General features: G+C 63.9%; 15 protein-coding genes, 1 tRNA gene and 1 pseudogene. 12 read left to right on the top strand and 5 right to left on the bottom strand.

The features are described 5' to 3' along the window. Window positions 1-106 precede the first annotated feature (106 nt). From AC2W7M_RS09855 to AC2W7M_RS09815, 9 genes are all read left to right on the top strand, one after another. Window positions 107-598: a Na+/H+ antiporter subunit E gene (locus AC2W7M_RS09855; RefSeq protein ID WP_486132025.1), complete on the top strand. Its 492-nt coding sequence runs from the start codon at window positions 107-109 to the stop codon at window positions 596-598. Beyond that, window positions 595-864: a K+/H+ antiporter subunit F gene (locus AC2W7M_RS09850; protein ID WP_486132024.1), complete on the top strand. Its 270-nt coding sequence runs from the start codon at window positions 595-597 to the stop codon at window positions 862-864. Before AC2W7M_RS09855 ends, AC2W7M_RS09850 begins: the two co-directional genes overlap by 4 nt. Before the next feature lie 9 nt (window positions 865-873). Next, window positions 874-1,245 (top strand): Na+/H+ antiporter subunit G, encoded by a 372-nt coding sequence (locus tag AC2W7M_RS09845; protein ID WP_486132022.1) that lies wholly within the window; start codon window positions 874-876, stop codon window positions 1,243-1,245. A gap of 403 nt (window positions 1,246-1,648) precedes the next feature. Further along, window positions 1,649-1,725 (top strand) — tRNA-Arg (locus AC2W7M_RS09840). 615 nt (window positions 1,726-2,340) lie between these two features. Continuing rightward, a complete protein-coding gene (locus AC2W7M_RS09835) occupies window positions 2,341-2,706 on the top strand; it encodes a hypothetical protein (RefSeq protein ID WP_486132020.1) in 366 nt (121 codons plus the stop codon). A gap of 38 nt (window positions 2,707-2,744) precedes the next feature. After that, the gene (locus AC2W7M_RS09830) at window positions 2,745-3,452 is read left to right on the top strand and encodes an AAA family ATPase (RefSeq protein WP_486132018.1); all 708 of its coding nucleotides are present in this window, start codon (window positions 2,745-2,747) and stop codon (window positions 3,450-3,452) included. Between the two features lie 6 nt (window positions 3,453-3,458). Next, the gene (locus AC2W7M_RS09825) at window positions 3,459-4,058 is read left to right on the top strand and encodes a hypothetical protein (protein WP_486132016.1); all 600 of its coding nucleotides are present in this window, start codon (window positions 3,459-3,461) and stop codon (window positions 4,056-4,058) included. Continuing rightward, window positions 4,013-5,047: a S8 family peptidase gene (locus AC2W7M_RS09820; protein ID WP_486132014.1), complete on the top strand. Its 1,035-nt coding sequence runs from the start codon at window positions 4,013-4,015 to the stop codon at window positions 5,045-5,047. The genes AC2W7M_RS09825 and AC2W7M_RS09820 overlap by 46 nt, the downstream gene beginning before the upstream one ends. After that, on the top strand, window positions 5,032-5,685 hold the full coding sequence (locus tag AC2W7M_RS09815; protein WP_486132012.1) for a hypothetical protein: 654 nt from the start codon (window positions 5,032-5,034) through the stop codon (window positions 5,683-5,685). The genes AC2W7M_RS09820 and AC2W7M_RS09815 overlap by 16 nt, the downstream gene beginning before the upstream one ends. On the opposite strand, the gene AC2W7M_RS09810 is transcribed toward AC2W7M_RS09815, so the two are convergent. Both AC2W7M_RS09810 and AC2W7M_RS09805 read right to left on the bottom strand, forming a co-directional pair. After that, window positions 5,682-6,239 carry an ImmA/IrrE family metallo-endopeptidase gene (locus AC2W7M_RS09810; RefSeq protein WP_486132010.1) on the bottom strand — a complete coding sequence of 186 codons (558 nt, stop codon included), beginning with the start codon at window positions 6,237-6,239 and terminating at the stop codon, window positions 5,682-5,684. The two genes, AC2W7M_RS09815 and AC2W7M_RS09810, sit on opposite strands and share 4 nt — an antisense overlap. Window position 6,240: 1 nt before the next feature. Then, a complete protein-coding gene (locus tag AC2W7M_RS09805; RefSeq protein WP_486132008.1) occupies window positions 6,241-6,585 on the bottom strand; it encodes a helix-turn-helix domain-containing protein in 345 nt (114 codons plus the stop codon). A gap of 135 nt (window positions 6,586-6,720) precedes the next feature. Here AC2W7M_RS09805 and AC2W7M_RS09800 point away from each other — a divergent pair, with 135 nt between their 5' ends. The 3 genes from AC2W7M_RS09800 to AC2W7M_RS09790 are packed head-to-tail and all read left to right on the top strand — an operon-like array spanning window position 6,721 to window position 8,571. After that, complete coding sequence (locus AC2W7M_RS09800) at window positions 6,721-6,990, top strand: multiubiquitin domain-containing protein (RefSeq protein WP_486132006.1); 270 nt, start codon at window positions 6,721-6,723, stop codon at window positions 6,988-6,990. Further along, window positions 6,965-8,137, top strand: a complete 1,173-nt coding sequence (locus AC2W7M_RS09795) for a ThiF family adenylyltransferase (RefSeq protein ID WP_486132004.1) — start codon at window positions 6,965-6,967, stop codon at window positions 8,135-8,137. Before AC2W7M_RS09800 ends, AC2W7M_RS09795 begins: the two co-directional genes overlap by 26 nt. Beyond that, on the top strand, window positions 8,134-8,571 hold the full coding sequence (locus tag AC2W7M_RS09790) for a ubiquitination-like system serine protease family protein (RefSeq protein ID WP_486132002.1): 438 nt from the start codon (window positions 8,134-8,136) through the stop codon (window positions 8,569-8,571). Before AC2W7M_RS09795 ends, AC2W7M_RS09790 begins: the two co-directional genes overlap by 4 nt. Before the next feature lie 170 nt (window positions 8,572-8,741). Here the strand turns inward: AC2W7M_RS09790 and AC2W7M_RS09785 are convergent, their stop codons facing one another. From AC2W7M_RS09785 to AC2W7M_RS09775, 3 genes and pseudogenes are all read right to left on the bottom strand, one after another. Further along, window positions 8,742-9,170, bottom strand: a complete 429-nt coding sequence (locus AC2W7M_RS09785) for a CopG family transcriptional regulator (RefSeq protein WP_486132000.1) — start codon at window positions 9,168-9,170, stop codon at window positions 8,742-8,744. A gap of 5 nt (window positions 9,171-9,175) precedes the next feature. Then, window positions 9,176-11,155 carry a conjugal transfer protein TraG gene (locus tag AC2W7M_RS09780; protein ID WP_486131998.1) on the bottom strand — a complete coding sequence of 660 codons (1,980 nt, stop codon included), beginning with the start codon at window positions 11,153-11,155 and terminating at the stop codon, window positions 9,176-9,178. A 24-nt stretch (window positions 11,156-11,179) separates the two neighbouring features. Beyond that, window positions 11,180-12,917: pseudogene (locus tag AC2W7M_RS09775) on the bottom strand (relaxase/mobilization nuclease domain-containing protein). Window positions 12,918-13,174 lie beyond the last annotated feature (257 nt).

Here is a 13,174-nt window from a genome sequence, read left to right as displayed (position 1 = left end):
GCAGGCGCTGCCGGCCTCGCCCGGCCCGGCTCCACGGCCCTCGACCGCGACGCCTACATCCAGGCCGTGCTGGCGCCGGGCGGCCCGGCCGCGACGGAGAAGTGACATGCGCGCGCGCCTTCTCCCCCACCCGCTCCTGACCCTGCTGCTCATCCTCGTCTTCATCCTGCTGATGAACGAGGTGACGCCGGGCGTCGTGGTGCTGGGCATCGTCCTCGGCGTCGTCGTCCCGCTCGTCACCGCGCCGTTCTGGCCCGGCCGGCCCAGGCTGAAGGCGCCGCTGACCATCGCCAGCTACGGGCTGATCGTGATGTGGGACATCGTCGTGTCCAATATCGAGGTGGCCCAGATCATCCTGTTTCGCCCGGCCGATCGGCTGCGCACCCGCTATGTGACCGTGCCCCTCGACCTCGTGACGCCGGAAGCCATCGCGGTTCTCGCCGGCACCATCACCATGACTCCGGGCACGGTGAGCGCCGACCTCAGTGCCGACGGCAAGGCCCTGCTGGTGCACTGCCTCGACGCCGGCGACCCGGACGGCGCCGTCGCCACCATCAAGGCGCGCTATGAAAGCCGGCTGAAGAGGATCTTTGAATGATCGCCATCGCCATCGCCATCGCGGCGGGCGCCATCTGCCTCGCCCTCGGCCTCACCCTGTACCGCCTGGTGGTCGGGCCCGACGCCACCGATCGCGTTCTGGCGCTGGACACGCTGGTGATCGAGACCATCGCGCTCATCGTTCTGATCGGCATCGGCTACGGCACCGGCATGTATTTCGAGGCCGCCTTGCTGTTCGCCATGGTCGGCTTCGTCACCACCGTGGCCTTCTGCAAGTTCCTGCTGCGCGGCAACGTGATCGAATAGGAGGGGCGGATGCATCCGATCGTCGAGGCGCTCGTCGCCGTGCTCATTCTCGTCGGCGCGTTCTTCCTGGTGGTCGGCGCCCTCGGCCTTGCCCGCCTGCCCGGGCTGATGGGCCGCCTGCACGGCCCGACCAAGGCGACCACCCTCGGCATCGGCTCGCTGCTGATTGCCTCCATGATCTACTTCACCGCCGCCCGCGGCGACTTCTCCATCCACGAGCTGCTGATCACCCTGTTCCTGTTCCTCACCGCGCCGGTGAGCGCGCAGATGATGGCGAAGGCGCATCTGCTGCGCACCCGCGAGGAACAGGAAAGGCTCCCGCCAACCCACCGTCCGGTCGGCTGGGCGACGCTCGACGCCGGCGACCGGGACGGTGCGTGATCCGGGCGGCGGATCCCGATCCGCCGGCCCCGCGCCCCTGGCTTGACGCCGCGGCCGTCCCGTCGGCAGCGAAGTGGGGCGGGTTCGCGACCGGGCCTTGAAGGCTTCCGGCGACAGCGGGCGCCGGGTCGGCGCGCCGCTCGCGGGTGGGGCGGCATTTCCACGGGCATAAGGCTGGCGCCGCCGGTTGCCGTGCCGAGCGCCATGGATTATGAAGGCCGAACCGGCGGAAAGTTTGCACCCGTAGCTCAGCTGGATAGAGCGTTGCCCTCCGAAGGCGCGTGTCAAGCCAGCCGACGCGAAAAGTGTGAAGAAAAGAGTTTTGAGTTCAATGACTTGCGAGGGTTGGCTCGTGGAGCTTAACTTTCGCAGGAAACCCGAGTAAGCACTGCGTAAGCAGCAGGCACCCGTAGCTCAGCTGGATAGAGCGCCGCCCTCCGAAGGCGGAGGCCACACGTTCGAATCGTGTCGGGTGCGCCATTGCAACTAAGGGTTGTTTTGGCGTTTTGCGTCCTAGCCGCCCGCTTGTCCTTGCGCTGGAAGTTGATTGGCCGTCTTGGCAGGGTCGTGACGCGGCCCCTACCTGCATCCGAAACCCGTCTGCTCCTAAATTCGACAGGGTATGAGACGCGCGGCTTGGCGCCTCTGGCTCCCACGGTCTCTTGCGTGCCACGAGGTCGGTAGACCCCCTATGCCTCGCCGCGGCGATCAGGTCTTCCTTTACAAGCACCGGGACAGCTTCCGCCTTTCATCCTGCCGTCCAGCTCTCGCCTCCACTTCTCGCTCCCTGGTCGCTGATCTGAACGCTCTCTGTGACGGATGCGTCATGCAAAGGAGGGCGCTATCCCGCCGCTCTGAATGACGGGCACAGCAACCGCAGCAGGGGCTCTCCTCTCCGCTTCCAACCAGACTGTGCTTCAGGATTTGTCGTTACCGAGGCGACCAATCGCACGCCCGGCGCTTCCCTTTTCTTCCGAAGAATATATAATATTATCAACTACTTATAAAATAATGGAAGAGATTCAGACGAAACAATTTGAGAATCTTCCATTGAAGAGTATGCTGCCCAGCGGGTTTGGTTGGAGAAGACGGCGCGTGGCTACGGCAGAGAACAAACTCGAAAAAGACATGGTGCATCTGGCGCGCGTGGCGCTGTCAGGGCGGCCGCAGGATGTGATGGCGCTTCTCCACCGCTTTGCCAAAGGCTATCGGGATAACGCACCTGACATGGCGACGGCTCTAGCCTTGCTGTTGCGCGAGTCGCCCACGCGCGCTTCGCCGTTGCGTCGGCAGACGGAGGCCGTCCTTCCCGTCGATGTTGATACCCGTTTCCATCTGTTGCGGATTGAAGAGCATCCGGTGCTGGACCATGAGCCGGTCTATTCAGGCGCGGTGAAAGAAGCGCTCGATGCGCTCGTGGCCGAACGCAAAGGTATAGAGAGCCTTCAAAAGCCGGTCTAGAACCCAGCCGGACCGTTTTGTTCACAGGGGCTCCCGGCGTGGGCAAGACGCTCGCGGCGCGCTGGCTTGCTCGAGAACTCAACAGGCCTCTTCTCATTCTCGATCTGGCTGCCGTTATGAGCAGCTATCTGGGCCGTACAGGCACCAACCTGCGGCATGTTCTTGATTATGCGAAGACGCTGGACTGTGTGCTGCTGCTCGATGAGCTTGATGCCATCGCCAAGCGTCGCGACGACCGCGGAGAAATCGGGGAGCTGAAGCGCCTCGTCACCGTGCTTATCCAGCAAATCGACGACTGGCCTTCCACAGGACTGCTGGTTTCCGCCACCAATCACCCGGACCTGCTGGACCCGGCGATCTGGAGACGCTTTGACCTGGCGCTGGAGTTTCCGCTTCCCGATCGCGAAGCGATCAATGCTTATCTCATGTCCGCGCTCGCGCCGCTCAGCGCGCAGACAGAAAGCTGGGCAAGCGTGCTTACGATCGCGCTCGAAGGACAGTCATTCAGCGATATCGACCGCGAGCTGAAGTCAGTGCGCCGGAAAGCGGCGCTACTGGGCGAGCTCTTGACGATCATCTGGTCGGGCTCATCAACGGCAAGTCCGGCACCAAGAACGATCGCATCGCGCTTGCGGCAGAGCTTGTCAGCGCGGGGGTCCTTTCGCAGCGCGCAGCCCATGAAGTCACCGGCGTCGCGCGGGAAACCATTCGCGCCCGGACTGCCAAGAAGCCTCCGCGCAAAATAAACGGGCGTGGGCGCGATGGCTAAACAAAACTTCCTTCTCGGCAAGGGCGAGCGGCTCACGCAGGACGTCGTAGTTCGTTCGGGCGGAGGGCCTAAGATCACGCCTTATACGTTCCAGCAGGCGCGCGGCCGTCTTGCACCCATGCTTGATGACACCGTCCGTCAGATCAGGGCCTTGCCCGATCAGGCCTGTCCGCAAGGTCAGGCCGTGGCAGCTGTTGTTCTGAACCCGGAATTCATCGCCAAGTCCTATTTCCCGTCGGAGCTGTTCCGTCAGACAGGCCTGACCCCCGTCGGTAGCAAGCCGCGGCGCATCACGCCCGCGCAGCGCTCCAAAGGACGACCGCCTGAAGAAGCCCTGACCACCGAACTCTTCGTCATGGGGACGAAGCAGGCCTTTGCAAACTGGCAGTCGTCCATGGGCCGCCTCGTCGAAGGCACGCAGGTCGCAAAGGATCTGATGACCCTGGAGACGATCGAAGCCCAAAGCGTTGCGGACAAGATCAAGGGATCACTCCCGCGCGCGGAACCGTCTTCGAGGTCGTCCTTCATACGGAAAGCATGGACGGCGAGCGTGCTATGCTGCCGGAATTCAGTAGCTATCTGAGGGGACTCGGTGTCGACGCGCGTCTGAATCACCGCTTCTATGCGGGCGGCTTATGCTTCGTCGCGTTGGAGGCCCCGGCTGCGCTCGCTGAATCGATTGCCCTGTTCTCTATTGTCCGCGCCGTCCGGCAGATGCCGCAATTGCGTGTCCTGCAACCGGCGTTCCGCACCTCCGGCATTCCTTCTGTCGCCGTCGAGCTGCCGCCGGTCGCCGCTATGGACGCTTCGATCAATGTCGCCATCTTCGACGGCGGCCTGCCGGCGTCTCATCCCCTGTCGGCCTGGGCATCGCCTTATGAAATTATCGGCACCGGCCCCGCTGTCGGCGAATTCCTTAATCACGGAACCGGGGTGACATCGGCGTTTTTGTTCGGCTCGATCGACCCGTCAAAGCCGCTCCCGCAGCCCTATTCGAATGTCGATCACTACCGGGTCCTCGACGGCGATCCCAGCCAGAACCTGCACGAGCTGTATGAAGTGCTTGGTCGCATTACGAGCGCGCTGGACCAAAAACACTATGACTTCGTCAACCTGAGCATCGGGCCATCGCTCACCATCGAAGACGATGACGTTCACGCGTGGACCGCCGTTCTCGACGACCGCTTCGCGCGCGCGGATACGCTGGCCGCCGTTGCAGTCGGCAACAACGGTGAAGGCGATGAAGAGCTGAATCTCAACCGCGTGCAGGTGCCGTCTGATTGCGTGAACGCCCTGGCTGTCGGTGCCGCCGATTCACCGGACGAGACATGGGCCAGAGCGCCTTACAGTTCGGTTGGGCCGGGACGTAGCCCCGGCTTGATGAACCCGACCTCGTGCAGTTCGGCGGATCGCTGCAAAGGCCGTTCCTCGTGGTCGGTGGCGGCAGCAAGCTTGCCCTTGAAGCCACCGGCGGTACGTCATTCGCCGCGCCCAGCACATTGCGCCTGGGCGCAGGCATCAGAGCGCACTTCGGAAACAGCATTGGCCTCCTTGCCGTGCGCACGCTGCTGATCCATTCGACCGAAGCCTCAGACCATCCCCACCGGGAGATAGGCTGGGGCCGCGTTGCGCAGACGCTCGAAGATATTGTCGTCTGTGACGACGATACGATCAGGGTCATCTATCAGGGTGACATTTCGCCGACGAAATACATCCGGGCACCGATCCCGCTGCCGGAGGGCGGGATTACCGGTAACGCCGAAATCACGGCTACGCTGTCCTACAAGTGCCTTACCGATCCTCACCACCCGGGCAACTACACAAGGGCGGGTCTCGACGTCACGTTCCGGCCTCACGACGGGAAGTTCAAAAGCGAGGACCAGCTGCACGCCGATTCCAAAAGCTTTTTTTCAAGCGTCCGTTCCGGCGGCGATGAGGAGGAGCTGCGGCGGGATGCGTGGAAGTGGGAAAACTGTCTGCATGCCACTCGCAAGTTCCGGGGGACGAGCCTGCAAAATCCGTGTTTCGACATCCACTACAACGCCCGCCTGGAGGGCCGTAACTTCACGCCCGCGGAGAAGCTGCCTTACGCGCTGGCGGTTACGGTGCGAGCAAAAGGCATTGCCGACTTTTACGATCAGGTGGTTCGTAAATATGCGACCCAGCTGGAGCCGCTGCGCCCGGTGATCGAAATCCCGGTCAGAACCTAGCGCGCGCCGAGCAGATACGCCCCGGAACGGCTGTACCGCGTTTGCGCGCCGCTGACGCGCAGACGGTAATTGAGCATCGCGCCGCTGATGCCATAGAGGTGCTGCGCTTCAGCGGCGAGCTGCCGGCACATCACGTGCCATGCCCCCTCATTGGTCAGCAGCAGCGTGCCCGCGAGATAGTTGGCTTCTGCCTCGATGCTGCCGTCACGGGCGCGTTCGCCTTCAGGCGTCAGCGGCGGGGTGCATTCGTGACCCAGAAAACAGTGCGCCAGTTCATGGCAGATGTTGCTGCGCTGGCGATAGGGATGATGCGAGTCGTTGTGCACGATCGCGGTGTTAAGGCCGCAGGGCACCGTCACGGCGGAAAAGCATGAGCTGTCGGTTCTGAGGAACGGCGACTGTCTGTCGAGATCGCTGAGCTTGATAAGCTGAATGTCATAGCGCGCGCAGACCAGCACCGGATCGATGGGCGCTTCCGGCGGCAAGCCCATCTGCGCGCGCACCCGCAGAGCGATGCGATTAGCTTCTGTTTTGAATCCGCGTCGCCAGCTCAACTCATTTATCCCGCAAGTTATTGTAGGTGCTGATCACGATCTCCTCGATCAATTTGGCATTGTTCGACGATAGTTTCGGGTCCGCGCGGAGCAGGGCCGTGATCTTGGCGATCGGCTCGGCTTCCTGCTGCTCGCCGCCCCGGATGAACAATTCGGCCTTGAGGTTTGACCAGGCCAGCAGCGCCGCGAGACCGTTGACGTCCGGCTTCGCGCCCTGACCGATTCTGGACAGGGTGGACGCATTGATCCCGGCCTCTTCGGCTACCTCCTTCCAAGTTTTTTGACGGCTGAGGCGCGCGGCATTCAGGGCCGCATAGAAGGCGTCGCTGTCAAAACGGTCGGCCATGCCTTCTCCATTGCGAAAATTAAATCGATTGCTAACTTGCAATTTAGCTCCGAAGATCATAATATCAAATTGATTGCTAGATCGCAATCGCGACCGAGCATCCCACCGGCGGCTGTCCGCCAGAAAGGCTAACCTATGAATGCTCCCAGCCCCGAAGAACGGCCAAAAGCCGTCACCATCATCGTCAATGGCCGCCCGAAGACGCTGCCGAAGAAGGAAGTGCTGACCTTCGAAGAGGTCATCGCCCTGGCCTTCGAGAACCCGCCGACCGGCGACGGCATCCAGTACACGGTCCAGTACACCCGCGGCCACGGCAACAAGCCCGCGGGCACGCTGGTCGAAGGGCAGTCCGTCAAGATCAAGGAAGGGATGGAATTCGATGTCACGTCGACCAATCGCTCTTAGTCCGGACCTCCTCCGGCTTCAGAACGAGGGTTACGACCTCGACATACGGGGCGGCTACCTGCTCGTCAGGGACGTTCCGTATGTCGACTCGTCGGCAACCATTCGTCTGGGTGTTCTGATTTCGCGCCTGGAGCTGTCAGGCGACAAGACCGTAAAGCCGACGGATCATGTCGCCTACTGGACCGGCGCGCACCCTTGTCACAGTGATGGCAGCAAGATCACGGCCATCCAGAACAGCTCCGTCGCCCAGGATTTCGGCGACGGCATTCGGGCCGAGCATACGTTTTCGGCGAAAGCCGACTACCGTGACTATCACCATAAGATGACGAGCTACATCGCCCGCATCGCGGGCGAGGCTCACAAGCTGGACGAACGGGTAGGTGCGCGCACCTACCCGGCCATTCCTGCGGACGATGACACCTGCGTCTTCAGGTATCTCGACACGGCGACGAGCCGCGCCGGTATCGGAGCGGTCAACGGCAAGATCGCCGGTCAGCGCATCGGCATCGCCGGACTCGGCGGAACGGGCGCATATATTCTCGACCTCGTTGCGAAAACGGCGGCGACCGAAATCCGCATTATCGACGGCGATGTTTTCTCCCAGCACAACGCGTTTCGCGCCCCGGGAGCGCCGTCGCTCGGGGACCTTGAGAACAAGCCGCGGAAGGTCTCCTATTTCGCGGGCCTGTACTCGAACATGCACAAGGGCATCGTCGCGCACGATGTTTTCCTGGATGAGTCGAATATCGCGCTGCTCGACGGACTGGACTTTGTGTTCGTCTGTCTCGACCGTGGACCCGTCAAGCGTGCGGTCGTGCATCGCCTGGTGGCCAATGGCACCCCGTTCGTGGACGTCGGCATGGGCGTTCTGCTCAATGACGGGCAGCTCGGCGGGATCGTGCGTCTGACGACCAGCACGGCAGAAACCCGCGAAGAAGCGGCCCCTCACATTTCCTATACCGATGATGATGGCGGGGCCAACGAGTACGCCACGAATATCCAGATCGCCGAGTTGAACTCGCTCAACGCTTCGCTTGCCGTCATGCGCTGGAAGCAGCTGTTCGGGGTCTATCGCGAGGCGCGGGGCCACTTCTACACCGGCTACTCGATCGGGTCCGGGGAGATCGTGCATGAAGGTGCCGAATGACAGGCGCGTCGCACCTCAGGCCGGAATTCGTCGAGTTCATTCCGGACCGGTTGGAACCGGGCGTCCTGTATATTTCGCGGCGATACGCCACCGCATCGCATCTGTGCTGCTGCGGTTGTGAGCGCGAAGTCGTGACGCCTCTCAATCCGGCAAAATGGCGAATTACAGAGCGCGGGGGTATGGTGTCTCTAATGCCGTCGGTCGGGAACTGGAGCTTTCCATGCCGCTCCCATTATTGGATCAACGCTAATCGCGTTCAATGGGCGTCTGCGATGGCTCCGGAGATCATCCAAGCTGTTCAGGCGCGCGATCGCCGTGACGCAGAACTTTGCGTGCCGAAGCAGCAGGGCTGGATCTGGAGGCTGGTTGATAAAATGGAGAGAGCGTCGTCCCTGCTGCTTTCAAAACTGAAATCGTGGTGGCGCCGATCCTAAATGGCCCGTCCAAACGCTCGTCTCGGGTCGAGGGCTTCTGACCTATTTTGGAAGGGGTCGCTGCAGGATGGCAGCGGCCACCCCGCAACAGGCACGCATAGCCGGGCAGCTTAGAATGTCCGCTTCCCGGCAACGATCCAAATTCCGCTCTTGGCGCCAGAGCCCCTTTCTCACGATTTGGAAACGCCACCTTCCTCTGAGATCTCTTGCGCCAGCCTCGGCCCCTTCGCGAGCCGCCGCCCCAGCGCCGCGACAAACGCTTCGTACCGCTCCCCAGCCTTGGCTCGCGCGGCCTGGGCCGCCGGCTCCGGTAACGCCGGCGTGGTCGACAGCCAGAACCGCATGAACACAGCCAGCGTCTCGATGGAGATTCCGAGGTCTCGCTCCAGCCGCGCCATCCGTCGGTCCAACTGGTCGAGGCGTTTGGCGACGGCAGCTTCCCGTTGCTCGGCCGCATCGGGCGACAGGAACGATGCGATGGCGGCCTCGGCGATCAAAGACTGAGGCTGGTCTCGCCGCGCGGCATAGTCAGCCAGAAGCCCCATGGTGGCCGGATCGAGATAGACCGAGATCTGTGCCTTCTTCTTGTGCGGGGGCATCGCCGTCACAGCTCCATACCGTCATTGGGATCGAGGGAGACTTGGCGCGCCACGCCTTGCATGACTCTGGTCATGCGACTGGTTCGGGCAACATCGTGCTCCGCCTCATCGGCCAAATCGATCTCGAACTCGTTCCGGTGTTGCGCAGGGGGCTCGACCGGCTCCACCCGAGCCAGTTCCGGCTGACGCCGCTGCTCCGAACCCGTGGCGTCCTCATCGTCACTTTCCTCGACCATCAGGCTGAGCTGCGATGGCGCTGGCAACGGAAGTACTGTCCAGTCGTCGGGCTGGCGATCGCGAGGGGCCGAGAGGTCCGGTGGGTGGAGCACCCTCTCCCCGAACCGCTCATCCTCGTAGTAGCGCGCCTTCTTGGCCCGGATCGGCGGTGTGCTGGCCACCATGACGATCTCATCGGACGGCGGAAGCTGCATCACCTCGCCCGGCGTCAGAAGCGGGCGCGCCGTTTCCGAGCGCGAGACCATGAGATGTCCGAGCCAGGGCGACAGCCGGTGACCGGCGTAATTCTTCATGGCCTTCATCTCGGTGGCGGTGCCGAGAGCGTCGGAGACGCGCTTGGCGGTGCGCTCGTCGTTGGTGGCGAAGCTCACTCGCACATGGCAGTTGTCGAGGATGGAGTTGTTCGGCCCGTAGGCCTTCTCGATCTGGTTCAGGGATTGGGCGATGAGGAAGCTCTTGAGCCCGTAGCCTGCCATGAAGGCGAGCGCGCTCTCGAAGAAGTCGAGCCGCCCGAGCGCGGGGAACTCGTCCAGCATCAGGAGGAGCCGATGGCGGCCGGCCTTCGCCTGGAGGTCCTCGGTGAGGCGGCGACCAACCTGGTTCAGGATCAGCCGAATAAGCGGCTTTGTGCGATTGATGTCCGAGGGCGGCACCACAAGGTAGAGGCTGGTCGGGCGACCACCTGCCACCAGATCGCCGATGCGCCAGTCGCAGCGCCGGGTCACCTCGGCGACAACGGGGTCTCGGTAGAGCCCGAGGAAGGACATGGCGGTGGAGAGGACGCCGGACCGCTCATTCTCCGACTTGTTGAGGAGCTCGCGGGCCGCGCTGGCGATGACGGGATGGGGTCCTGCCTCCCCGAGGTGCGCCGTCGTCATCATGGCGGCAAGTGTCGTCTCAATGGGCCGACGGGGATCGGAGAGAAAGGCCGCTACACCGGCCAGGGTCTTGTCCCGCTCGGCATAGAGCACATGGAGGATGGCGCCCACGAGGAGGGCGTGGCTGGTCTTCTCCCAGTGGTTGCGCTTCTCGAGGGAGCCCTCGGGGTCCACGAGGATGTCGGCGATGTTCTGGACGTCCCGCACCTCCCATTCCCCGCGGCGGACCTCCAGCAGGGGATTGTAGGCGGCGGAGCGCACATTGGTGGGGTCGAACAGCAATACGCGCCCGTGCCTTGCCCGAAAGCCGGCGGTGAGCCGCCAGTTCTCGCCCTTGATGTCATGGACGATGGCCGAGCCGGGCCAGGTGAGCAGCGAGGGCACGACGAGGCCGACGCCTTTGCCCGACCGGGTCGGTGCGAAGCACAGGACGTGCTCGGGTCCATCATGGCGCAGATAGTCCGGGCCATGACGGCCGAGCACCACGCCATCGGGACCGAGCAGCCCGGCCGCGCGGATCTCCTCGGGCTCGGCCCAGCGGGCGGAGCCATAGGTCTCGACGCGCCTTGCTTCCCGCGCCCGCCAGACCGAGAGGCCGATGGCGGCGGCGACGGACAGGAACCCGCCGGATGCGGCGATGATCGCCCCCTCGGTGAAGATGGCAGGTGCATAGGCGTCGTAGAAGTACCACCACCAGAAGAAGGCCGGCGGGGGATAGACGGGCCAAGGCCCCAGCAGGAACCACGGCGGGCCGAGCTGGTCCTGGAAGGCGAACCGCCACGCCACGAACTGCGTGGCGCCCCAGGTGGTGGCGAGCACGATGGCGAGGATAACGAGGATCTGGCTCCAGAGGATCTTGGTCGCGGACATGCGGCGCTCCAGTGAGAGGTGAGGTCAGAGGCCGAGACCACGCTTGCGGCCGGAGGACCAGTCGATGCCGCCATCGGCGCGAGCGACGCCGGAGATGTGCTTGCCGAGCTGCTTCTCCAGGGTCGGGGTCCAGGGCACGAGCTGGAAGCCGAGGCCGTCGTCGATCATGGCGAAGCGGCCGGAGGCGAGCGCGAAGCGCTGGCGGTAGGTGCCGGAGACATAGTCTCCCATGCCTGACCGATTGAACGGCTGCCCGGTCTCCCCGGAAAGCTTCTCGCCCAGCGCCTCGACCTCCCGCCGGCGCAGGGTCTCGATTAGGTCACGGGCGAAGGTGACGCGCTGGCCTTGGCGCTCGGCTAGCCCTTCCCGGACCAGATGATCTGCCCGACGTTCCATCGCCTCTCGCACCTCCGAACCAAAGCCGCCCTCCGACAAGGACGCCGGCGCTCGGCTGAGCACCTGCCGGTCGAGCCAGGTGGCACCGGAGGCCGTGATCTGCCGCTCGATGTCGAGGTCGGAGCGGACCGCGAGCGCAACCCGCGCCTGACCCCGCCCGTCCTCGAACCTCCGGAGCTCGACGATGGAGCCGGGAGCGCCATCGCCTGCCGCATCGAGGTCCGACAAACGGATGTGGTGGGTGCGCCCATCGACGCCGTCGACCACGGCATAGGTCGTGCCCTTCAACTCGTCGTCGAGGCCGCGGTCGACCAGGCGGCCAATGACGGGGGCATCCAGGCCTTCGCCAGCGAGCACATAGGTCGCGATACCGCGCTCGATGCCCTGCATGGTTAGGGCGCGGTGCATCCGCTTGATGATGTCGCCGCGCTCGCCCAGCGCGCGGAGCGTGGCCTCGGCCTTCTCGTCGATGACCCATTGGCCCAGGCCGACCTCGTCGGCGAGCCCGAGAGCTTCGAGCTTTCGCAGCCGGCCCACCTTCATCGGTAGGAAAGCGTCCGGCCCGCCATCGGCGTCGCGCGCCACGTCGATGATGCCGGCCTCACGCTGGTCCCGGACCAATTGGCGGTCGAGCTGGGTCCAGCCCTCCGCCTCCACCTGCCGCTCGACGGCGCGGTGGATGTCGAGGTCGGTGCGCGGCCCCAGCTCCTGGGTGACGAGAGCCTGCGCACGGGCGCGCATGCCCTCCTTGATGTAGTCACGGGAGATGACGAGGTCCTGGCCGTCATCGGTCCGGCCCCGCACCAATATGTGGAGGTGGGGATTGTCGGTGTTCCAGTGGTCGACACCGATCCAGTCGAGCTTCGTGCCGAGGTCCTTCTCCATGTGTCCTACGAGATCGCTGGCGAAGGACCGGAGGCCGGCTATGTCCGCCGCGTCCTCAGGCGAGACGATGAAGCGGAAATGGTGACGATCGTCGGCGCATCGCTCCGCGAAGGCGCGGCCGTCCCCCTCCTCGGCGCCCGGCCCGAACAGGCGGGCCTTCTCTCCGTCCCGGGTCACGCCTTCCCGGCGCAGATAACTGAGGTGAGCCGAGAGCGGCACTGCCCGCGCCGTATGCCGAACCACGCGGGTCTTGATGACCACGACGCGCGAGCGCCCGGTGAGCAAGCGATTGGCGACGATGCTCGCCGCCCGGCCGCGGCGAAGCGCGAGCGGGTGCCAGAGGAGATGCGGCCGGATCGGGAGACATGTCCGCCAGCCTTCTGGGCCGCCGCGAGGGCTTGGGCGATGAAGGGGCGTGCCCGCTGTGCACGAGAGGAGCGGATGCGGCCGGCCGGACGCGGAACTCATGCTCATCGGCCATGACGCGCGCCCGCAAGGTGCGAGAAGGCAAACAGGACCAGAGACTTGAGCGCTTTGCGCACATTGCAGATTTGCGGCGCAATGTGTGTTTGGCTGCAAATTCCCGAGCAAGAACAACCGCCCGACCGCAGCGCACTTTGCGCCCTTTTATCTCGCCCTCCTAATCGGTCGTATTTCCACTGCTCTTGCGGACATCGTCGTTCATCCTTCCCGATGCGAGAATATACTATGCTGTTCGCCACGGCACGCCTCCGCTCG

This window comes from Xanthobacter sp. BG11Y11_SDJG (assembly GCF_057364445.1).
Note: the sequence above shows the minus strand (reverse complement) of the source record. Positions and strands in the feature narration are given on the sequence as shown.

Excerpts from the sequence above, each read along its gene's own strand:
- AC2W7M_RS09855 (WP_486132025.1), top strand. The coding sequence starts at position 107 with ATGCGCGCGCGCCTTCTCCCCCACCCGCTCCTGACCCTGCTGCTCATC.
- AC2W7M_RS09850 (WP_486132024.1), top strand. The coding sequence starts at position 595 with ATGATCGCCATCGCCATCGCCATCGCGGCGGGCGCCATCTGCCTCGCC.
- AC2W7M_RS09845 (WP_486132022.1), top strand. The coding sequence starts at position 874 with ATGCATCCGATCGTCGAGGCGCTCGTCGCCGTGCTCATTCTCGTCGGC.
- AC2W7M_RS09820 (WP_486132014.1), top strand. The coding sequence starts at position 4,013 with ATGGACGGCGAGCGTGCTATGCTGCCGGAATTCAGTAGCTATCTGAGG.
- AC2W7M_RS09805 (WP_486132008.1), bottom strand. The coding sequence starts at position 6,585 with ATGGCCGACCGTTTTGACAGCGACGCCTTCTATGCGGCCCTGAATGCC.
- AC2W7M_RS09800 (WP_486132006.1), top strand. The coding sequence starts at position 6,721 with ATGAATGCTCCCAGCCCCGAAGAACGGCCAAAAGCCGTCACCATCATC.
- AC2W7M_RS09795 (WP_486132004.1), top strand. The coding sequence starts at position 6,965 with ATGTCACGTCGACCAATCGCTCTTAGTCCGGACCTCCTCCGGCTTCAG.
- AC2W7M_RS09790 (WP_486132002.1), top strand. The coding sequence starts at position 8,134 with ATGACAGGCGCGTCGCACCTCAGGCCGGAATTCGTCGAGTTCATTCCG.
- AC2W7M_RS09785 (WP_486132000.1), bottom strand. The coding sequence starts at position 9,170 with ATGCCCCCGCACAAGAAGAAGGCACAGATCTCGGTCTATCTCGATCCG.
- AC2W7M_RS09780 (WP_486131998.1), bottom strand. The coding sequence starts at position 11,155 with ATGTCCGCGACCAAGATCCTCTGGAGCCAGATCCTCGTTATCCTCGCC.